Below are 20443 nucleotides of genomic sequence, written 5' to 3' on the forward strand. Positions count from 1 at the left end.
GGAAGTCAGCATGATATCACAGTGAAATCTCTGTATCATAGGTTTGTATCTAGAGATATTGTCATTGTGGTCATCTTCAGTTCTTGTATTGCAATTATTGCTATAATTATTGCTGTACTTGTTGGTGCTAATGTTTTGACTGGAGCCATAGCAATTATAAGTTTTTTTAGCCTTGCTGTGGTTACCTGTTTATCTGGGCTGATTTTTATTACATTGTTAAATTCTGAGAGTCAAGTTTTACCCAGTCTAGTTCTTCCTAATGAAATGGAGTTTTCTAATGAAGAACAAGATTTTTTACAAACTTTAATAGATTTACCAGTAGATAAAGATGTTCAAGAAGTCGAGTCACCTCTTCTAGATGAGAGAGTTGATGAAAGCGTGTCTATTCGCGTGAGTTATTACAGTCATATTGATTATAAATATGACGTTAGAGAAAGAGTAGCTGCTTTAGAAACAGTATTAGAAGAGCATATTCGAGCAATAATAGCAGCTTTATTACATGATCCTGGTTATGACTCGGATATTACAAAAAGAATTCTGAAAGAAATTCAGGATTTATTCATTCCTAAATTTACTTCCACTAGTAATCCTGAGACTACCCTATGCTATCATTTAAATAGATGGGGTGAACTACTTCAACAATATTCTTGTGCAGATTTTTTAATTCTTGTTTTAGAAAATCCTAGAATTAGTTGTCTAATTGTTGAACAGTTAATTTCTCTCTCCAGTAGAAGGACTTCTCAGGATGATGATTCGTATTTAGAATCAATTTTATGTTCTTTTAATTTATGGATGTCAGGATTTTTCCTTAGTGAGAATTATGAAAAGATTGTTCGTGATTACAATCCATCTCTTCTTACTGAAGAAGTCTGCTCTTGTATAGAAGAAGGGAATTTTGTTCGATTAATTTGTAATCAATTACCTAAAGAACTGCTTAACAAATTTATTTCCATGCTGCCGGTATCCATAGAATCTTTATCAGTAAGAGAAAATTCTATCAGGATGAGTCCGGGAATAAATTCTGAAGATTATGTGAATAATAGTCCTTCTTTACGGGTAATTATAGATGAACTGAATTTACGTATGGCGTTTTGTTTAAATTTACCTTCAGTATCATCATGGAGTTTTAAATTTGCTTTAGCAAAAAACTTATCATCAATTTGGGATTTAAGTGCATTTATTAAAGAAAATCGTCGCGTCTTGATGAATAATTTCTTTTTATTAGTAGAATTTTTGTATAGCCATAAGAAGTATCAAAGCTTTATCAGGCAAATCCTTTCTAAGGCTATGCCCATGCCTTCTTGGAAAACCATATTTCAGCATATGATTGCTGGTCTATTTAATTCGGGCATTGTAGGTAAACGCGAACTTGAAGTTATGGCCAATCATCTAGGTATGAGCTTATTAGATCTTAAAGAAATTATTTCTTTAAATCGATTCTTAGAAGAATTGCTTCCAAACTTATTCTCTGATCAATAACCTTCTTTTTATGACTTTTTTCAATCGTAAATTCTATCCAATTTTATTTAAGAGATTTGGATAGTTTATTGTGAGTATAATATATACTGAAAGGTATTAAGCAATTGATTGAAAAAGATAGTAATAAAAATAAGGAGTATCCAATTTTATTTGCTCCGGATAGCAGTGTAATTTCTTGTGGGGGGAGGAAGCTAATCCATAAAGTAAATATACAAGAAACAATTCCTAAGAAGGATAGTATACAAATCCCTATGAATTTTCCAGGTACGGAATAGAGACGTTGAGCTTTAGGTTCTTTAATTCGTAGGACAGGACCAGAAATGAATAAGCAGATGTACATGGCTAAATACATTTGTATGCTTAGTGCACTTAAAATCCAATAGGCTAAATCTGCAGAGTCTAAATATAAAAAGATTAGAGTGAATATTGTGACTACAATGGCTTGAAATAGCATGAGGTTTGTAGGGACGCTTTTTGAATTCACTTTTTTAAATTTTTTAGGAAGACAATCATTTTGTGTAGAAATGAATAATCCTTTTGTTCCTGCTAACATCCAAGCATTGAGTTCTCCTAAAGATCCAGCAATTGTCATTGTAACAATTATACTAGTCATCCATGAAAGATTATATTTATCAAAGAAAAGAGAAAAAGCCTTAATTAATCCGGAAACTAAGCTAATTTCTTCTTTAGGAATAACAATAGCAATTGATAGGGATCCTAAAACTAAAATGGCTAATGTAAAAATAGCTCCAATGCCTACTGCTTTAGGATAGTTTTTCCTAGGATTAATCATATCAGAGGCTAGGTTAGCATTGGCTTCTAACCCACAAAGAGCTAATAACATTCCTGATAGTAGTACTAAAGAAGACATATTGTTGATTTCAGGAAATAAATCTTTCCAGGTGAAGGAAATAGCTATAGGATTCCCAGATATGATCCAAAAAGCAGCTAAGGACACTAGAATTAGTCCGGGGACTAAAGTCCCAAAGATTACACATATAGAGCTAAATAGAGCTGAAGTGTTAATACCAAGAAAATTAAAAAAGGTAAGTCCCCAAAATCCTGTAAGAATAACTACAGCTAAATAAACTTTGTTATGAGCTAATTCAGGATTCATTTTGTATACCAAGGTACTCGCTATAAATGCCAGCATAGCGGGGTACCAAGTCATATTATGGAACCATTGCATCCATATGGAAAAGAAGCCCCACCATTTCCCTAAAGCATCACGTGTCCACACATAAATTCCTTGTGGTTTAAATGAAGCTAGTTCAGCTGAAATAAGAGCATAGGGAAGCATAAAACAAGCAACGGCAATAGCATAAAATAAAAGGGTGGATAAACCATGCTTTGCTGTTAAAGGAAGATTTCTCAAGCTGATAACTACTGCTAGAGATAGCATTCCAACAGTAAATGTGCCTAAAGGTTTTGATGACTTTGAAGGGGTATGCATAAAAGCCTTTTTAGTTATGCTATTGTGATATTAGAGTCTAAATAAACGTCTTGGATGAGATTAAGTAATTGTATACCCTCAGAAAGGGGTTTTTGAAAAGCTTTTCTGCCTAAAATTAATCCCATGCCTCCTGCACGTTTATTAATCACAGCGGTTTTCACAGCCTCAGCAAAATCATCATTTCCTGAAGGGCCTCCCGAGTTAATAAGACCTGCCTTACCGCAATAATTATTGAGTACTTGGTAACGACAAAGATCTATTGGATGTGGGGATGAAAGTTTTGAATATACTCTATCATCAGTTTTACTGAAATTAATAGCTTTGAATCCTCCCTGGCAGGTAGGAAGTTTTTGTTTAATAATATCAGCTCCAAGGGTAACACCTAGGTGATTCGCTTGACCAGTTAGATCTGCGGCTGTGTGATAATCAACCCCATTAACGATGAAATTTGTATTTCTTAAATAGCACCATAGTATTGTTGCTAATCCTAGTTCTCTGGCTTTTGCAAAGGCTTTGGATACAGCAACAATCTCCTGAGAAGATGTTTCTGAACCGAAGTAGATCGTAGCTCCCACACCGACTGCTCCCATGGAGTAAGCACTTTCTACTTGGGTAAAGAAAATTTGATGATATGTAGTGGGGTAGGAGAGAAGTTCATTATGATTTAGCTTTAAAATAAAAGGAATCTTATGAGCATATTTCCTAGACAATAGGCTAAGAACTCCATAGGATGAAGCTACGGCAGAGCAGCCACTCTCTATAGCCAAAAGAATAATATTTTCAGGGTCAAAGTATATCGGATTCGGGGAAAACGAAGCTCCTGCTGTGTGTTCAACTCCTTGATCTACCGGAAGAATGGAAAGATACCCGGTGTCAGCTAGTCGTCCATGTGAGAACATAGTTTGTAAAGATCTTAATACACGATTATTCCTATCAGAATAGGCAAAGACACGATCAACGAAATCACGCGAGGGTAGAGTAAGGGTTTCTTGGGGTATACATTGGCATTTGTAGTTCAATAAATTTTCAACATCATTTCCTAGCAAATCGTAAATATTCAGCATATAGCTTTAGCTCCCTAAATGTAAGCGATGACGTCAGTTTGAGGGGAATAGATAAGATTTGTCAAGAATCTTTATAAAATTATCAATAAAAACTGATAAAAAGTTCTTACGTTTTAATATTTTATTATTTTATTATTTTAATACGAAAAAAGTTTATCTTTCTTTTTAAAGGTAAAATATTTAATGCCTAATACAGACTGTTTTTTATCTAGGCCTGTAGTCGTTGATGCTCATGACAAAAACCGTACATCGAATTTAGTCGAAAGTAATAGTATAAGACAGGCTCAAATCATTGGTTTAATCACAGGAATTATAGCTTCTGTTTTATTACTCATAACATTGTTGTTGTTTATTATTCCTTCGGTTCCTGTAGCATGTGTTATTGTTTCTGGATCAGTTCTTTGTCTATTAACAACAATATCTTTGGTTGCTTTTGCGACATATTTTATTAAAATCAGAAGAGTATTATCCGATCTTACTGAAGTTTCTGCAGATTTAAGGGCACGTTTTATTGATTGTTCTTTAGATTTAGCACGTGATTTGGGTTGCAGAGGCAGTTCCCAACAAGTGCGTGACTCTGTTTGTCAACCCTTATCCCCAAGTGACAAAGGTGTCATTGCTGATTCACAACCTTCTTCTATAAGTTCGTATATTCCTGAAGAATCCTTACAATCTTTCGAGCAAATAACATCCGTTTTAGAAGAGAAAACTACCTCCGATGTTAAAGAGGAATTGTTTGTGAAAAGTTGTACTAAACAACTATTGAGTTTATCACGATCATCCGGACCACTTCCTAGTTTTGATCAACTGCCTAACTATAAAAAAGAACAGACTAGTGTTTCCAAACAGTTTACTTCTTGTTGTATTGGTTTAACTAATTTTATTGATAAACTGAATAAAGGAGAATTGCCTCTATCTGCTATAGAGGCAGTATCTATGTTTTTCCGTCCTTTCATGGGATGCGATTCTCATTCGGTACTGCGTATTACGTGTAATGCAAAAGATTTATTTCTTAATCGCACAGCAGGATGCTTTTGGCTTAATAATGTATTAACTCGTCCCGAAACTGCAGATTCTCTTCTCGCTCTTTTACAGCTGCTTAAAACATTGCCAAATAGTAGGAGATCATATCCTTCTTCATTGAAGCTTTTGAATTTTCTTTTCACCGGATGGTGTCTTGCTAATGTTGAGTTATACCCGTATATTGTGGGATCTATGCAAAAACTATCAGCAACACAGGAACAGCGTGATCATATAGTTGAGTTACTGGCTTCTGGTAATGTTTTAGGAGCACTATGTTTCCTACATGGACAAACACGGGAAGAGTGGAAGGAAGTTTTGATATTGCCAGAGGACACGAGTCAGCCTGTGGGAGCTCGAATGTCCATTCAGTATGTCCTGCCTATGGAGAGCGTGAGTTTAACGTATCTTCGTCGGATGATTCAATTAAGTGACTCAAAGCCCGAAAGTGAAAAACAAGCAGAAAAGTTAGCGGAAGAATTGCATAAATTATTGTCGAAGTTATCACAACTTCTTCCATCCAATATATTGGGATTAGTGGCTAATATAGCTAGGAAAGATTCCCCTTTAAGTAGGCACATGAGTGAATTGGAGAGATTCTTTGATAGAACGCCTACTCCTTCTTTAGAAGAGGTAGTCTCTATTGTTAAGACTATATGTGATTCGAAAATAATTCAAACTCGTTTACAGTCCTATCTGCCTTATGCAGGGAAAGATTCCTTGGGATCTATATTATCCACTTTAGCTTTGGGAGGATTAGTTGCAGGTGTCTTTACTAAGAAACAGATGGTGTTCATAGCGCATAGTTTCGGTTTATCAGTGGATCAATTAGAGGATAAAATTTTAAAAGGAGAGATAGCTAAAGTTGTTCTTCCCTTGCTTTTTGGGTAATATTTTACTTTTGCTTAATGAAATAAGTATTACATTTTTTATTCCTTAGCTTTTGAGAATTTCATTTTTTCAGAATCTAAAGAAAAACAAAGGTATATTTATCTGTCTTGGAAAAATTTCTCTTTCTCCAAAAAGGTATTAAAATGGAGTCTAACGTATGTCAGATAACCTGGGTCCTGTAGCCCCTTGGGGTGAGCCTTTCTCAAGTAGTTTATGTCATTCCAATTGGAAGAAAAATCTTCTTGGTTGCATTCCCATAGTAGGAATATTTATGGGATCGCAAAGGATTGTGGCCGTTTCAAATTACTTTGGCACTTTAGAAAAGAGCGGGAGAAAAGTAACTAGCGTAATTATCGGAGAGTGTGGCGAGAATCATTATAGGGTAGTAGATTCAACTGAATATAAATTCGGCCATTATTTTCGGGGAATAGTTGAAATTTCTGGTTTAGGAATTGTTTTACTTATTACTGAATTTGTTCTTAAATTACTTATTATATTAATCACCTGCGTTGCAGCTCTTATATCTGTTATTTATATTGAAATTTTATCTATATTCAATTTGACTGCTCTTGCTATACAAACGCTTTTCTTTACACGAACAAAATGCGTTAGTCGTACTACTCAAGAAGAATCTTCTAGAGAAAATCCTTGTAGCTGTTCTTTCGACATAGAAATAAGTTTACGTAACCTTATAGAACAGAATCGCCCTTCGGCAACTACATAGTTTTTGTCTATTTTTTCTTTATCTAAGAAAAGGCTGGTATAACCTTATAAGGCTAATAATTGACTTTTTTCATGTGGGAGATTATAAGGCATTCTTTGTAATACAGCGTATGATTGAGTATTTATGTTGTATTTTACAGGTATGTTTATGTCTCCCTTCTTGAAGCAAGAGGTGCCCAGCACAATCAAAAAATCAAAAAAAACAGCCTCTCCAATTAAACATGCAAAGCATTACTTACGTGGATATTTGAAAAAGATAGAGCATATAGTCGCATCTAATCCACAAGAAGTAATAGAAGCATGGAATGAAATGTTAGGAACTAAGTATACTGGAATGTTCCAAGCTTTAGGATTTAAGAATCATATTTTATTAGTAAAAATTTACCACTCTTCTCTGTACGCTTTGCTTAAACAAACTCCTCAAAGTAGTTTAATAGATCAGCTACATCAAAGAGTTCCTCATGCCAAGGTGAAAGAGATACAGTTTTTGTTAGGATAGATATATTATGGACGCAAAAGAGAAAAGTTACGATGCCTCAGCTATTACTGTTTTAGAAGGTCTTCAAGCCGTTCGTGAGCGTCCTGGAATGTATATCGGGGATACAGGTATCACTGGGCTGCATCATTTAGTATATGAGGTTGTTGACAACAGTATCGATGAAGCTATGGCGGGATACTGTTCTGAGATCCAGGTACGTATTCTAGGAGATGGAGGGATTTCTATAGTTGATAATGGTCGAGGAATCCCCATTCAAATCCATGAGAAAGAATCAAAGAAACAAGGTAGAGAAGTCTCAGCTTTAGAAGTAGTTCTTACTGTTCTTCATGCTGGAGGAAAATTTGATAAAGATAGTTATAAAGTATCAGGTGGGCTCCATGGAGTTGGAGTTTCCTGTGTTAATGCTTTATCAGAGAAATTAATTGCTAAAGTATTTAAGGATTCCAAAAGCTATTCCATGGAGTTTTCTCGAGGAGTCCCTTTAACTTCCTTACAATGTTTAGGGGATACAGATAAACAAGGAACAGAGATTGTTTTTTATCCCGATAGTAAGATTTTTTCTACATGTATTTTTGACCGCTCTATTTTAATTAAGAGGCTACGAGAGCTTGCTTTCTTAAATCGGGGTATTACTATTATCTTTGAAGATGATAGAGATGTCAGCTTTGATAAAGTTGTTTTTTTTATGAAGGAGGTATTCAATCTTTTGTTAGTTATTTGAATCAAAATAAAGAGAGTATTTTCCCAGAGCCCATATATATTTCTGGTTCTCGAGCAGGAGATGATGGAGATATTGAATTTGAGGCAGCTCTTCAATGGAATTCAGGGTACACGGAATTAATTTATTCTTATGCGAATAATATTCCCACACGTCAAGGAGGAACTCATCTTAGTGGGTTTTCGACGGCACTAACCCGAGCATTGAATTCGTATATTAAAGTACATAATTTAGCAAAGAATGATAAACTATCTTTGACAGGCGAGGATATCCGAGAAGGATTGACTAGTGTAGTTTCTGTTAAAGTCCCTAATCCACAATTTGAGGGACAAACGAAACAAAAGTTAGGGAATAGTGATGTAGGTTCTGTAGCACAACAGATTACAGGGGAAGCTTTAACGACGTTTTTTAATGAAAATCCCCAAATCACTAAAATGATAGTAGAAAAAGTATTCGTAGCTGCTCAAGCACGAGAAGCTGCGAAGAAAGCAAGAGAACTTACGTTAAGAAAGAGTGCTCTAGATAGTGCGCGCCTTCCTGGTAAGCTTATCGATTGTTTAGAAAAGGATCCTGAAAAGTGTGAAATGTATATTGTAGAAGGAGATTCTGCAGGAGGATCCGCTAAGCAAGGTAGAGATCGACAGTTTCAAGCAATTCTTCCCATTCGGGGTAAGATTCTAAATGTAGAAAAAGCACGTTTGCAAAAGATTTTTCAAAATCAAGAGATTGGAACAATTATAGCTGCTTTAGGCTGCGGTATTGGTTCAGACAATTTTAATATAAGTAAGTTACGTTACAAGCGTATTATTATTATGACAGATGCTGACGTAGATGGTTCACACATTCGTACTTTGCTTTTAACGTTTTTCTATCGTCATATGACAGCATTGATTGAAAACGAATGCGTATATATAGCTCAACCACCTCTATATAAAGTCAGTAAGAAAAAAGACTCCCGTTATATTCTTTCTGAAAGAGAAATGGATGATTATCTTTTAACTCTAGGGATAGAGGATAGTAAATTAGTATTTAAGAACACAGGTCGAGAATTATCTGGAGAGGCTCTTAATCAGTTCGTAAAACTTATTTTGAATATAGAGAATTTTATTGTTGCTTTGGAGAAAAAAGCGATTCCTTTTTCTGAATTTATAGAGATGTATAAAGAAGATAGGGGATATCCGTTATATTATTGTCCTGTAATTAATGAGAAACAGAGCAGTCAGTATTTCTACACTATAGAAGAAAAAGATAGTGAGCTTGCAAAAGCAGGTGATATTGATACTACGAAAGTTATTGAGTTGTACAGAACATCTGTTTTTAAGGAGATTCAAGAAGAACTTCAGGATTACGGTTTGGATATTCGGCATTACCTCATTCCCAAAGATTCCGAGATGATTATCACTAATGAAGATTCTAAGGTGCTTCCCTACACGTGCTTTACTTTGAAAGAAGTTATTGATCACTTAAAAGCTTTAGGAAGAAAAGGAATTGAAATTCAGAGATATAAGGGATTAGGAGAAATGAATGCTGATCAGCTCTGGGATACAACCATGAATCCCGAGCAGAGGACCTTAGTGAGAGTATCATTAAAAGATGCTGTTGAAGCTGATCATATTTTTACTATGCTTATGGGAGAAGAAGTCCCCCCTAGAAGAGAATTTATTGAAAGTCATGCTCTATCTATTAGAATGAATAACTTAGATATTTAGGAGACGCAGGTAGTGTTATGTTGAATAAAGAAGAAATTATTGTCCCTAAAAATCTTGAAGAGGAAATGAAGGAAAGCTACCTTCGTTACTCCATGTCTGTAATTATTTCTCGGGCACTTCCTGATGTTCGTGATGGGTTAAAACCATCACAGCGACGTATTCTTTTTGCCATGAGGCAATTGAACTTAACTCCAGGAGCTAAGCATCGTAAATGTGCTAAAATTTGCGGAGATACTTCAGGAGACTATCACCCTCATGGAGAGAGTGTTATTTATCCTACACTTGTACGTATGGCTCAAGATTGGGCAATGCGCTATCCTCTAGTAGACGGCCAGGGAAACTTCGGATCTATTGATGGAGATCCTGCAGCCGCAATGCGTTATACAGAAGCCCGATTAACGCACAGTGCTATTTTCCTTATGGAAGACCTGGATAAAGATACAGTAGATATGGTATCGAATTACGATGAAACTAAGTCTGAACCTACTGTTTTCCCCTCTAAGTTTCCTAATCTTCTTTGTAATGGTTCTTCAGGTATTGCAGTAGGGATGGCAACTAATATCCCTCCGCATAATCTTGGAGAGCTCATTGAAGCAACACTTCTAGTATTAAGTTGCCCTAATGCCTCGATTGATGAAATCTTAGAAGTCATGCCAGGGCCCGATTTCCCAACAGGAGGAATTATTTGTGGTACCGAAGGTATTCGTTCTACATATCATACAGGTAAGGGGAAGATAAAAGTTCGCGCCCGTCTTCATGTAGAAGAAAATAAGGAAAAGAATCGTGAGAACATCATTCTAACTGAGATGCCCTATAACGTAAATAAATCACGACTTATAGAACAAATAGCAGATCTTGTGAATGATAAAACTTTAGCAGGAATTTCTGACGTTCGTGATGAGTCTGATAAAGAGGGTATACGTGTTGTACTAGAATTGAAGAAAGGAGAATCACCAGAAGTTGTTATTAATCGTCTTTATAAGTTTACCGATATACAGGTAACTTTTGGAGCTAATATGTTAGCTCTGGATAAAAATCTTCCTAGGACAATGAATATCCATAGAATGATTACAGCATGGATAAGTCATCGTACAGAAATTATTCGTAGAAGAACTCGATATGAATTAAATAAAGCTGAGGCTCGAGCTCATATTCTCGAAGGATTTTTAAAAACCCTTTCTTGTTTAGATGAAGTTGTTAATACTATTCGTAGCAGTGATAGTAAGGAACATGCTAAGCATAAATTAATCGAAAGGTTTTCTTTTACAGAGCATCAAGCAATTGCTATTTTAGAATTACGTTTGTATCAATTAACGAGTCTAGAGTCTGAAAAGATACAAAAAGAATACGAGGAATTACTTAATAAAATTGCTTATTATAAGCGTATCCTTGCTGATGAGGGATTGGTTAAAGATATCATTAGAAGTGAACTGCAAGAGTTACATAAGTTTCATAAAACTCCCCGTAGGACTACTATAGAATTTAGTTCAGGTGACGCATTAGATATCGAAGATATTATTACAAATGAACCCATGGTTATTACAATTTCTGGAGATGATTATGTCAAAAGAATGCCTGTAAAAGTCTTTAGAGAACAGAAACGCGGAGGACACGGTGTTTCTGGCTTTGATATGAAAAAAGGTTCCGATTTCTTAAAAGCTGTATATTCAGCTTCTACAAAAGACTACCTTCTAATTTTCACAAATTTTGGACGATGTTATTGGTTAAAAGTATGGCAACTCCCTGAAGGAGAAAGAAGGTCAAAAGGAAGGCCTATTATTAATTTCCTAGAGGGTATTCGTCCTGGTGAGCAGTTAGCAGCGGTTCTTAATATAAAGAATTTTGAAAATGCAGGATTTTTATTTTTAGCCACAAAACAAGGAGTTGTGAAAAAAGTTTGTCTCGAAGCTTTCAGTAACCCCAGAAAGAAAGGTATTCGAGCATTAGAAATAGATGATGGCGATGAACTTATTGCTGCAAGTCATATCAAAAATGATGAGGAAAAAGTCATGCTATTTACAAGATTAGGTATGGCTGTTCGTTTCCCTCATGATAAAGTACGTCCCATGGGAAGAACAGCACGTGGAGTTCGAGGTGTATCATTAAAGAATAGTCATGATTGTGTCGTTGCTTGCCAAATTGTTGAAGATAGTCAATCTGTTCTTATAGTTTGCGATAATGGATTTGGTAAACGCTCCCAAGTTAGTGATTTCCGAGAAACAAATCGTGGTGGAGTTGGTGTACGTTCGATTTTGATTAACGAAAGAAATGGTAATGTACTCGGAGCAATTCCAGTTACTGATCATGATAGTATTTTGTTAATGTCCGGGCAAGGTCAAGCTATTCGTATTAATATGCAAGATGTGCGTGTTATGGGAAGATCTACTCAAGGAGTGCGTCTTGTACATCTTAAAGAAGGGGATCACCTGGTAGCCATGGAAAAACTTTCCTTAACAGGAGATGAGGCATTGGAAGAAGAAGCTCAGAGTGTCTTATCCTAAATAATAAAGTGACTCCCAAGGATCTTTAACAAGAGGATATCCGTAGTGTTTATAGTGATTGAAGGATGTGAAGGCTCAGGGAAAAGCTCTTTAGCACAGCTTTTATCTAGTAAGTTAATTGCCAGTGGGAAATCTGTGGTCCTAACTCGAGAGCCGGGAGGATCAATTCTAGGAGAGAAATTGCGACAATGGATTTTAGAACCTCAAGCACCGAACTCTCCATATGCAGATTTGTTTTTATTTCTTGCATCACGTGCTCAACATATATCAGAAACCATTCTTCCTGCTATAGAATCAGGAAAAATTGTTATTTGTGAAAGGTTCCATGACTCTACAATCGTCTATCAAGGAATTGCTGAGGGATTGGGTAAAGATTATGTTACTAATCTTTGTTATCATGTGGTAGGTGAAGAAAGTTTTCTCCCTGACCTTACTTGTCTTTTAGACATCCCTGTAAGTGAAGGAATTCAAAGAAAACAAAAACAAAAACCTTTAGATAAATTTGAAAATAAGTCTCTTGATTATCATAACCAAATTCGTGATGGTTTTTTATCACTTGCCCATAAGAACCCTAATAGTTACCTTATCTTAGACGGTAGGAAACCCATTGAAGATTCTTTAAGTAAGGTTATGTCTGCCTATACAGAACTCGTCCTATGCAAGTAGAAAAACAAGTTGTCAAAGATCCTTGGGAGTCACTACTTAGCAGTATTAGCCAAGGGAAGCTTCCCCATGCGATACTGTTACATGGGCCTTCTTTACCACAGCTTTCTCTATATTCTCATAATTTAGCTGCTCATATTCTTTTGAAAGATCATCCTGATGCCCAGTATAAAATTTCCCAAAATGTTCATCCTGATATTTATGAATTTTTCCCTTCTGGGAAAGGTAGGTTACATACAATAGAGGTTCCTAGAGAAATTAAGAGGAACATTGCTATTTTCCCTTTTGAGGGCTCTTATAAGATTTATATTCTTCACGAAGTAGATCGTATGATGTTGCCCGCAATTTCTATATTTTTGAAAGTTATTGAAGATGCCCCCGCACATAGTGTGATCATACTAACATCTACAAAATTACAGTGCTTGCCCCCAACGCTCATTTCTCGCAGTCTAGTGCTTTATATCGGTGGAGAAGAACAGTTTACTCTGAATTCAGAAGAGATGACATATCTATTAGCATATGCCTCAGGAACTATGAATATTACTGAAGTAGGGAAAATAGTTAAAGGTACTGCAGATACTGATAAACAAGTTCTCAGAGATAAGGCTAAGTTCCTTTTAGAAGTTCTCTTAAAGTTGTTCCGAGACCGTTTTATTCTTTCTTTAAATATGAGTGCTTCTAGCTTAAGCTATCCTCAATATACTAAAGAGATTTTTAATTTACCTCTCCTTCCTTTAGAAAAAGTATTAATAATTATAGAAAAAGCTTGCCAATCTTTAAATAATTCTTCACCCGCATCGAGTTGTATGGAGTGGGTAGCTTTGCAGTTGCTTTCTTTACGTTCATCAATAGAAAATTAGCGTGATTTCCATAGAGGAATAGTTTTTTGAATTTTCTGTAAGACAGCTGTGGGTATTTCATGACCTCCATGGAAGGAAATGAAGTCTCCATCGAGTTGCCTAGACAGTAGGGAATAAAGCTTCTCTCCATGATAATAAGGAAGAATATTGTCTTGATAGCCATGACTTTGAATAAAAGGAGACTTCCCACAGACAGAAATATTTTCTTCCCATCCTTTTTCAAAAATCATAGCCCCAGAACAAATTAATGCCCCGCAGTAAGGAATTTTTGAAGATAGGATCAATTGGGTGGTCATCATAGCTCCCTGACTAAATCCTCCAAGGATAATATCATGATGAGGACGATTTATCTCTGTTATAAGACTTTCTAAGGCTGCCTTAGGTTTATTAAAATCGACATTAAATAATTTTTGATATTGCCGTTCGGTTGTTGGAGTAACATCAGGATTAGAAATCAAACTTTGAAATAGAGGTTCATCTAGAGGAAACCATGCGTTTCCCCCGGAAAATGATTGTAATTTCTCCACACCATAGGGGAATATCCACGTAGGCCGCATGTCTTTAAACGGGCAGGCTGAAGGGAAAAATGTTAGATTGTCAGCAGAACTTCCATATCCATGCAGAAAGATAATTACTGGATCTTCTGGATTTCCAGGAGCTACAATAGCATCTAATTTAGAAAACTGATAACGAAAAAAAGAATATTCCATGGAAGGGGGGGAACATTTGAATCTAACATAAAACTAACGGAGAGTAAGTTAGATATATTTTAGATGTCAAGTATTTACAATATGATCTATCCTATTAATAGTTATGAAAAACACCTTGGACCAGAAAAATTTGTATGTTAAACCATCTCTGGAGGATGGATTAGGTAGCTTGATTTGAGCAATATTTTTCACTCCGTTATGTCTATTTCTATTCAAGATCTTTTTATAAAAAATGCTTTAGAATTTTTAAAAAAGGGCAAAGTAATTGCTTTCCCTACAGATACAGTTTATGGCTTAGGAGTGGCTCTTAATTTCCCTGGTGCAGAGTCACAAATTTATACTTTAAAGCAAAGAGATCCGCGTAAGCCCCTAGTAGTTTATGTAAATGAATTAAAAGACATCGAAAAGGTATCGGGATTAGCTTTATCTGCACAAGAAAAAATATTAGCAGAGAAATTTTTCCCAGGACCTATCACTTTACTAGTGAATCATGCTAATCCTCAATTTCTTCAAAAATACTTAGGATTTAGAATAATTTCTTCTCCTGTTTTGAAGAAATTGATCCAAGACGCAGGACCCTTATTAGGAACTTCTGCGAATATTTCTAATTTCCCACCAGCAATAGTCTCTGATGAAGTTTTGGAAGACTTTTCTGATAAAGATATTTATGTCATTCCCGGACAATGTGATTATGGATTAGAGTCTACAGTAATCAGCGCAGATCCTTTGAAGATTTATCGTGAGGGGATCATCTCAAAAAAAATGATTTCAAATGTGATTCCAGGGGTTATTGACTGTGTTTGCACACAACGATCTTTTGATAATTATGTAAAGATTTATACAGTAAAAAGCCAATCTCATTTAAATGAGTTTCTCGAGTTTCATCCAGATTTTCAAGGCATCATTTGCCATTATCCTCGACCTCGTGATTTCTACCCCACATTGAGAAAAGCTTTACGAGCTATAAAATCAGAAGTTATTTTCTTATATGATTCACATACTTCAATGTATCCGGAGCTTTCTTCATATCTTACTCCCTATACTTTTAATCCTATAAAATTATAAAACTACTTTTATGATTATTGATATCCATTGTGATTTACTTTCTCACGCGAGCTTTTCTGATCAAGATCCTGGAGTTCGCTGCTCTCCTGATCAATTGCTTGCTGGAGGAGTTTGTTCCCAAGTATGTGCTATATTTACAAAAGATTATTTAAGCTCTCCTAATTTACAAAAACAAAATCAATTGTTTTTTTCACTTCCAGAGCAAGACAATCGTATTAAATTGATCTCCTTTGATTCTAAAGAATTGTGTGTAGAGGGATTCTTATCCATCATTCGTAGCATAGAAAATGCCTCGGGTCTCGGAGATAATGAAACAAGTTTAAGTAATATCTTTCAAAAGCTAGCTTTTTTACTTTCTCAAGGGCCTCTCGCTTATATCAGTATTGTTTGGAATGGTAGAAACCGTTTTGGTGGAGGTATTCTCGATCCTTATAAATTAACAACAGATGGACAACATCTACTTGAAGTTATGAATCAACTAGCAATTCCTGTTGATTTGAGTCACTGTTGTGATCGACTTGCCGAAGATATTTTAGACTATACTATCAATAAATTACCGAGAATGCGAGTTATTGCTAGTCACTCTAATTTCCGCCAGATTACTCATACTCCCAGAAACCTTCTCGATGTACATGCTAAGGAAATTTCTTCCAGGGGAGGAATAATAGGATTGAATATTGTGAATTATTTTGTTGGGAATTCTTTAGATAATATAAAACAACACATTGCTCATGCCGAGAAATTAGGAATCCTAGATAGTTTAGTTCTTGGAACCGATTTCTTTTACGAAACTTCTAAAGATAAATTTTTTGAACAATGTGAAACTGCTAAGGATCATCCTCGTATTCATAAAATCATTCGAGATTGTTTAAATCCAGAGCATGTTGAGAAAATTCTTTGGAAATCTGCACATACCTTTCTTAATAAGGTAGTACAAGAACAAAAAGAAAAGCAGGAAAACAATGTACAAATTATCTAATGAATAAAGCTGTAATTTAAATTATACTAGAGCTTCACTACTGTCTTCTTCTTCAAAAGAATCTTCTAGATTTCTGTAGTAGTAGATCCCCCTCTAGCAGCTCTCATAAGCTGTTGAAGAAGTCCACCACCGAGTACTTTCTGACTTTGTTTCCCTTCTGAATCTTATGATGAGGTGCTTTCTGTAGACCTTAAAGTACCACTGTCACTACTTGTAGACGCTTGTCTCCTACCCCTGTCAAAAAAAAGTGTTTTAGTTTTAACTGTCTGCGACGACTTTTCTGTAGCTAATAATCGTGATGTGAGATTTTCAACTTGTTCTTTCAGAGCTAATAATTCCTGATCTTTTTGTGCTATAGTTTTGCGTTGAGAAACAACCACATTATCCAGATCCTCAGTTATTGAATCAGTGATTAGTTGGTTATTCTTAATCACGATTTCTAATTCATTTATTTTATCAGATTTTTGATTATCTTTAGTTTTAGCCTCTTCCAACTCATTCTGTAAATGTGCAACCCTCTCTCTGCTACTACTGATAACTCTAGCATCTTCTTCACGTTCTGTTAGAAGTTCTGATAACCGAGAGCGAGATTCATCTAGCTGATTCTTTAAATCTTCTGCTAGATATTGTAGAGCTTCCAAGTCACTTTTTAATCTGAAAACTTCTTCTTTTTTTCTTCTGCAATAAGTTTAATTTTCAGGAGTTCTTCAGCTAATAGTTGATCTTCTTCCATAGATTGGGGAATCTTCGTGAAGAATTTCGCTATACCGAAAGCAATTAATGCAGAACCAAGACCTATAAGAATAGCCCCTAACAAAACAGACAATTGAGAAGGAAGCAAGGAAAAAGCTAGGATGAAAGATAGCGAAGTAAGTAAAACCCCCGACAGTATGCAGATGATTCCAATCACAATAATACTGATATAAACCACGCGGGAACTTAACTGACAATCTTTGTATAGCTTATTAAGAGTGGATAATCTCTGAACAACTTCCTGTTGATGCAAAGAAGAAGAAGATAAGGATAAACTCATGGCTTGTTAAGCATAAAAAATTAAGTTGCATTAATGATAGCAAATTAACTCTAATTATCCAAAATCTTTTTTAAAACTTTATAAAAAATAAAATATTTAATTAATTTTACATATTATTAACAATAGCTATATTATTCTACATCAACCTATGTCAGCATCATACCAAGTATCACTCTCTTGAGAAGAAGAATCTGTAGAGTCGACATCCCCATCCGTCATAGGGGACAAATTTCCCCTTATCATTATAGGTGGAAGGGGTGGTGGCGGGGGAGTCGATGAAGAGCTTTCTGGACGAGATGATCCAAAGAATAGATTATTGATGCAAGTGGCCGTCGATCGGATAGGAGACCACGGAGATCTAAACCGGGGGGGAGTAGGAACTTCTTTCTCTTCTAAAATATGACTACGATTCTTAATATGGGCAATTTCTGCTTGTTTTGCAGCAAGTTGTGTAGTTAAATCCGCTACCTTTAGGTTAGATTGATTTAAATGAGACTCTAATAAATTTACTCTTGATGTTAGGGACTCTATAACTCGTTTTTGGGACTGATCTCCTTTATCTTGGATTTCCTGCATATAGCGAGCAAAGTACAGATGTAAAACTCCCTGAGCGTTCAAGTTGAAAGCCCGAACACTAGCCAATCCTGAAACAAGAAAAGCACCTCCAGCACTTGCTAAAGTCAAGCTAATACCAGTGCGGAACCACAAACTAGTGAGTACTTCGCAAAGAACAGAACCGACAATAGCGGAAATACCTAACACAATTTTTATTAGGGAAATCCAGGTTGCAGCTTTCCCCATACAATGCGTTTTTCCATAAGTCAATGCATCATGAGGGTAGGGGAAAAATAAAGATAAAATTGGTTCTGTGTTTCTTTCCAATTGAGAAGATGTACTTAAGTTAAAGGCATGCTTAGCTGCTATGAAATGTTTTCTGCGCAAGGCAGCCTGGACATAGATGATACGCAAAGAGTATGCAATAACTACGGATCCTATGGCTATACCTAAAACTCCAAGAGAAATACTTAGAGTAGCAGTAATACCAAGAGGAAGTATTAATACGCATACACCAACTAAAATAGTTATMATGMCKMSAGMTRTRKMCCCGATAATTGCAACAAAGGTTTGCCTTTCATTCTTAATAAAGTTTAGATTCGCTACTAAATGATAGTGATCTGCAATTGAATGTTGATTTCCATTAGTCAGCATGATTTAGCAAAACCTTCTAAGTAAGAATGTTAAAAATGTAGGAGAGTATGTTAGTGCATTATTTATAAATCATCAAATCCAATTTTTGAAAAAAATGATTATTGAGTTAAATAAAAAATTATAAACTTTATTTGAATTCAATAATTTTAATTAAAGGATAGAGAGAAAAGAATGGCTATTCGTAATAGGAGGTAATGATTTGAACAGCCTCTTCAGATGAATCTACAAGAAACAAGTTTTTCAAGAATTTATAGTTATATAAATTTTGCAACCATTGGATTAATGGCTTCCAGAATTCTTCTCCGACCAGAATAATAGGGGGATGGTGTGGTATGTATTGGAATTGATCAACAGCAAAACATACTTCGTTTAATGTCCCTAATCCTCCTGGAAAGGCTATGCAGCCTGAAGAACAAGCAATCATGATATGTAAACGATGGCAGATACTCGAAACTTCATAATAGTTGGTGAGTGGGATATACTCATTGAGTTTCTCATTAGGCAATATAATGCCTAGAGAAATCCCTCCTGCAATGAGTGCTCCACGATTTGCTGCTTCCATGATTCCAGGTCCAGATCCTGTCATAATGGCATACCCATTTTTTGCTAATAAGTAACCGGCAATTTGTGCTTGAGAATAGTTTTCCTCCGATGGATAACATCCTCCAATAATAGCAATCCAGGGTGGTTTATTACTCAAGAACTGCTTAAAAGAAGTAATTTGATCGCATTCAAACGAGGGCGGGATTTCTTGAGATTGTGCAGATATTGAACAAAGTAATAGAAAGAGTAGATTTAAAACATGAATTCTGAAGTGGAGCAGCTTCATATCTTCAAGGGTATCTTAGCGATAGACTTTAGGAGAAAAAATATTAAAATTTTTATTTAAAGTAAATGACTAAGCATTTTGAATAAATTGGATTTTATGGTTTTATTGGCGATCAAATAGAAATACAATTTCCTTATGACAAAGAGCTATATAAGTAAGCTAGTGAATATGAAGTATTCACTATTTTCCATTATTTTCCTTTCTGCGACTACGGTATTTTCTTTATCATTCTCAGAAATTCTATTATCCCTATCCTTTAAAAAAGCATTTGTAATCATTTCTCTTGGATTTATTGCTTTTATTTTTGCCCGGACATTTGGGATAGTGATTAATCAAATCATCGACAGAGAAATAGATAAAAGAAATCCACGTACATCATCACGAGTGCTTCCTATGCACCAACTTTCACTAAGATTTTGTATATCTTTGGTTCTTATTTCCAGTGTGGTTTTTTTAACACTGTCTTTTTTCTTTAATACCTTATGCGGTATATTCTCTATACTTGCTTGCTGTCTGATGGCATTGTACCCTAGAACAAAATGTTTTACTTTTCTTTGCCATGGAGTACTCGGATTTATCTATTATTTAGCTATTCTTATTAATTTCTTAGCGTTATCCCCAGGATATTTTTCCTGGAACATTATTATCCCTGCTTCTCTGTGGGGAATGAGTGTGGCTATGATTATTACTGGGAATGATATTATTTATGCTATTCAAGACATCAATTTTGATAAACAATTCGGATTATATAGTATACCTGCTTGCTTTGGGAAAAAATCGGCTATTTATATCGCATCAGCATGTCTAATTATTAGCTTATTTTCTTATTTATCCTTGGTATTTGTTTTATCATTTCAACCATGGGTAGGAATATCTGCTATTCTCCCTACTTTTGTAATCATGCGAACAATCAAACAATATCAAGTTCTCATGACATCTCATATAACTTCAGAAAGATGTTTTTTCAAAGGAAATATCTATATTGCTTTATCCTTTTTGTTTAGCATGATAACCTTGCTCATTTCAAAATTATAACTT

The 20443-nt window shown here is 35.3% G+C and carries 16 protein-coding genes and 2 pseudogenes; 11 read left to right on the forward strand and 7 right to left on the reverse strand.

Features of this window, described 5'->3' with window-relative positions:
- Positions 1-21: 21 nt before the first annotated feature.
- Positions 22-1479, forward strand: a complete 1458-nt coding sequence (locus RT28_RS01445; protein WP_240991526.1) for a CT214 family putative inclusion membrane protein — start codon at positions 22-24, stop codon at positions 1477-1479.
- 43 nt (positions 1480-1522) lie between these two features.
- Here the strand turns inward: RT28_RS01445 and RT28_RS01450 are convergent, their stop codons facing one another.
- Positions 1523-2932 (reverse strand): amino acid permease, encoded by a 1410-nt coding sequence (locus RT28_RS01450; protein ID WP_038500385.1) that lies wholly within the window; start codon positions 2930-2932, stop codon positions 1523-1525.
- 14 nt (positions 2933-2946) lie between these two features.
- On the reverse strand, positions 2947-3996 hold the full coding sequence (locus RT28_RS01455) for a class I fructose-bisphosphate aldolase (RefSeq protein WP_038500387.1): 1050 nt from the start codon (positions 3994-3996) through the stop codon (positions 2947-2949).
- Between the two features lie 183 nt (positions 3997-4179).
- Between RT28_RS01455 and RT28_RS01460 the strand changes: the two genes are divergently transcribed.
- The 7 genes and pseudogenes from RT28_RS01460 (at position 4180) to RT28_RS01490 (ending at position 13580) form a co-directional block, all read left to right on the forward strand.
- Positions 4180-5907 (forward strand): CT214 family putative inclusion membrane protein, encoded by a 1728-nt coding sequence (locus tag RT28_RS01460; RefSeq protein WP_038500390.1) that lies wholly within the window; start codon positions 4180-4182, stop codon positions 5905-5907.
- Positions 5908-6064: 157 nt separating this feature from the next.
- Positions 6065-6631, forward strand: a complete 567-nt coding sequence (locus tag RT28_RS01465) for a hypothetical protein (RefSeq protein WP_038500393.1) — start codon at positions 6065-6067, stop codon at positions 6629-6631.
- A 147-nt stretch (positions 6632-6778) separates the two neighbouring features.
- Entirely contained in the window at positions 6779-7129 is a 351-nt protein-coding gene (locus RT28_RS01470) for a DciA family protein (RefSeq protein WP_038500396.1), read from the forward strand.
- Between the two features lie 7 nt (positions 7130-7136).
- Positions 7137-9556, forward strand: a pseudogene (gyrB, locus tag RT28_RS01475) (DNA topoisomerase (ATP-hydrolyzing) subunit B).
- Positions 9557-9573: 17 nt separating this feature from the next.
- Positions 9574-12057, forward strand: a complete 2484-nt coding sequence (gene gyrA / locus RT28_RS01480; protein ID WP_038500399.1) for a DNA topoisomerase (ATP-hydrolyzing) subunit A — start codon at positions 9574-9576, stop codon at positions 12055-12057.
- A gap of 45 nt (positions 12058-12102) precedes the next feature.
- Positions 12103-12723 (forward strand): dTMP kinase, encoded by a 621-nt coding sequence (tmk, locus tag RT28_RS01485; protein WP_020356206.1) that lies wholly within the window; start codon positions 12103-12105, stop codon positions 12721-12723.
- On the forward strand, positions 12714-13580 hold the full coding sequence (locus RT28_RS01490; RefSeq protein WP_020356207.1) for a DNA polymerase III, delta subunit: 867 nt from the start codon (positions 12714-12716) through the stop codon (positions 13578-13580). Before tmk ends, RT28_RS01490 begins: the two co-directional genes overlap by 10 nt.
- On the opposite strand, the gene RT28_RS01495 is transcribed toward RT28_RS01490, so the two are convergent.
- Positions 13577-14290, reverse strand: coding sequence for an alpha/beta hydrolase family protein (locus RT28_RS01495; protein WP_020356208.1), 714 nt, complete (start codon positions 14288-14290; stop codon positions 13577-13579). The two genes, RT28_RS01490 and RT28_RS01495, sit on opposite strands and share 4 nt — an antisense overlap.
- 198 nt (positions 14291-14488) lie before the next feature.
- Between RT28_RS01495 and RT28_RS01500 the strand changes: the two genes are divergently transcribed.
- Both RT28_RS01500 and RT28_RS01505 read left to right on the forward strand, forming a co-directional pair.
- The gene (locus tag RT28_RS01500) at positions 14489-15355 is read left to right on the forward strand and encodes an L-threonylcarbamoyladenylate synthase (protein WP_038500402.1); all 867 of its coding nucleotides are present in this window, start codon (positions 14489-14491) and stop codon (positions 15353-15355) included.
- A 10-nt stretch (positions 15356-15365) separates the two neighbouring features.
- Positions 15366-16334 (forward strand): membrane dipeptidase, encoded by a 969-nt coding sequence (locus RT28_RS01505; RefSeq protein ID WP_038500406.1) that lies wholly within the window; start codon positions 15366-15368, stop codon positions 16332-16334.
- Positions 16335-16498: 164 nt separating this feature from the next.
- Here RT28_RS01505 and RT28_RS04980 read toward each other — a convergent pair whose 3' ends face one another.
- The 4 genes and pseudogenes from RT28_RS04980 to RT28_RS01520 all read right to left on the reverse strand — a co-directional run bounded on the left by RT28_RS04980 (position 16499) and on the right by RT28_RS01520 (position 19405).
- Positions 16499-16975 carry a hypothetical protein gene (locus tag RT28_RS04980; RefSeq protein ID WP_240991527.1) on the reverse strand — a complete coding sequence of 159 codons (477 nt, stop codon included), beginning with the start codon at positions 16973-16975 and terminating at the stop codon, positions 16499-16501.
- An 8-nt stretch (positions 16976-16983) separates the two neighbouring features.
- Positions 16984-17367 (reverse strand): hypothetical protein, encoded by a 384-nt coding sequence (locus tag RT28_RS04985; protein WP_240991528.1) that lies wholly within the window; start codon positions 17365-17367, stop codon positions 16984-16986.
- Between the two features lie 141 nt (positions 17368-17508).
- A pseudogene (locus RT28_RS01515) lies at positions 17509-18576 on the reverse strand (CPSIT_0556 family inclusion membrane protein).
- A 175-nt stretch (positions 18577-18751) separates the two neighbouring features.
- Positions 18752-19405: an LOG family protein gene (locus RT28_RS01520; RefSeq protein ID WP_038500413.1), complete on the reverse strand. Its 654-nt coding sequence runs from the start codon at positions 19403-19405 to the stop codon at positions 18752-18754.
- A 168-nt stretch (positions 19406-19573) separates the two neighbouring features.
- Here RT28_RS01520 and RT28_RS01525 point away from each other — a divergent pair, with 168 nt between their 5' ends.
- Entirely contained in the window at positions 19574-20440 is an 867-nt protein-coding gene (locus tag RT28_RS01525; protein ID WP_240991529.1) for a UbiA-like polyprenyltransferase, read from the forward strand.
- Positions 20441-20443: the final 3 nt, after the last annotated feature.

It is taken from the genome of Chlamydia avium 10DC88 (genome assembly GCF_000583875.1).
GTDB lineage: Bacteria > Chlamydiota > Chlamydiia > Chlamydiales > Chlamydiaceae > Chlamydia > Chlamydia avium.

Coding starts and splice junctions, on each gene's coding strand:
- RT28_RS01450 (WP_038500385.1), bottom strand. CDS start 2,932: ATGCATACCCCTTCAAAGTCATCAAAACCTTTAGGCACATTTACTGTT.
- RT28_RS01455 (WP_038500387.1), bottom strand. CDS start 3,996: ATGCTGAATATTTACGATTTGCTAGGAAATGATGTTGAAAATTTATTG.
- RT28_RS01460 (WP_038500390.1), top strand. CDS start 4,180: ATGCCTAATACAGACTGTTTTTTATCTAGGCCTGTAGTCGTTGATGCT.
- RT28_RS01465 (WP_038500393.1), top strand. CDS start 6,065: ATGTCAGATAACCTGGGTCCTGTAGCCCCTTGGGGTGAGCCTTTCTCA.
- RT28_RS01470 (WP_038500396.1), top strand. CDS start 6,779: ATGTCTCCCTTCTTGAAGCAAGAGGTGCCCAGCACAATCAAAAAATCA.
- gyrA (WP_038500399.1), top strand. CDS start 9,574: ATGTTGAATAAAGAAGAAATTATTGTCCCTAAAAATCTTGAAGAGGAA.
- RT28_RS01490 (WP_020356207.1), top strand. CDS start 12,714: ATGCAAGTAGAAAAACAAGTTGTCAAAGATCCTTGGGAGTCACTACTT.
- RT28_RS01495 (WP_020356208.1), bottom strand. CDS start 14,290: ATGGAATATTCTTTTTTTCGTTATCAGTTTTCTAAATTAGATGCTATT.
- RT28_RS01500 (WP_038500402.1), top strand. CDS start 14,489: ATGTCTATTTCTATTCAAGATCTTTTTATAAAAAATGCTTTAGAATTT.
- RT28_RS01505 (WP_038500406.1), top strand. CDS start 15,366: ATGATTATTGATATCCATTGTGATTTACTTTCTCACGCGAGCTTTTCT.
- RT28_RS04985 (WP_240991528.1), bottom strand. CDS start 17,367: ATGAGTTTATCCTTATCTTCTTCTTCTTTGCATCAACAGGAAGTTGTT.
- RT28_RS01520 (WP_038500413.1), bottom strand. CDS start 19,405: ATGAAGCTGCTCCACTTCAGAATTCATGTTTTAAATCTACTCTTTCTA.
- RT28_RS01525 (WP_240991529.1), top strand. CDS start 19,574: ATGAAGTATTCACTATTTTCCATTATTTTCCTTTCTGCGACTACGGTA.